General features: G+C 48.4%; 1 pseudogene. It reads right to left on the reverse strand.

The annotated features are described in order from the left end of the window. Positions 1-119 precede the first annotated feature (119 nt). Positions 120-578: pseudogene (locus KTR07_RS28190) on the reverse strand (tyrosine-type DNA invertase cluster 3b); the annotation flags it as partial.

The following is a 578-nucleotide window of genomic DNA, read 5'->3' on the forward strand; positions in this document are numbered from 1 at the left end:
GAAATTAATTTCATTTTTGTTTGCGTATTTTCATAAATATGTCCATCTTTGCGCCATGAATCATTCCGTTACCTAAGAAGTAACGCACACCGATAAACACTGTATATCAAGCTTCTAAATCAGATACACTGACCTACTCCGCACCGCTTTACGTAAGACAAATTCATCCGGTTCACCTCCGTACGCTCTTTCAGTTCAAAGCCTTTCAGATAAATCTGCGTAGTCTTGATGGACTTATGACCAAGCGACTCGCTGATCATCTCGATAGGGACACCACGGTACTTGGCAGTAGTAGCCCACGAATGACGAAGCGTGTAGGAAGTGACGGGGAAGTTGAGACGCAGCCGCTTTGCCAGAGACTTCAGACAGTAGTTGAATCTTCGGAGAGCGGACTGGTATTCACGGTAGGCTCTCTCATCCTTCCTCTTCTTATCACCGTGAAGAATGCCGAAAAGGTAGTCGGGACAGCCGGGACGGGGAGACTGCCGGTTCCGGAGTTGGTCGAGCATCTCCTGTGCACTGTCCAGAACCTCAACGCTCATGGGAGTCTTCGTCTTGACACGATTGTAGCGCAGCAC

It is taken from the genome of Bacteroides sp. MSK.20.82, assembly GCF_019052485.1.
GTDB lineage: Bacteria > Bacteroidota > Bacteroidia > Bacteroidales > Bacteroidaceae > Bacteroides > Bacteroides thetaiotaomicron.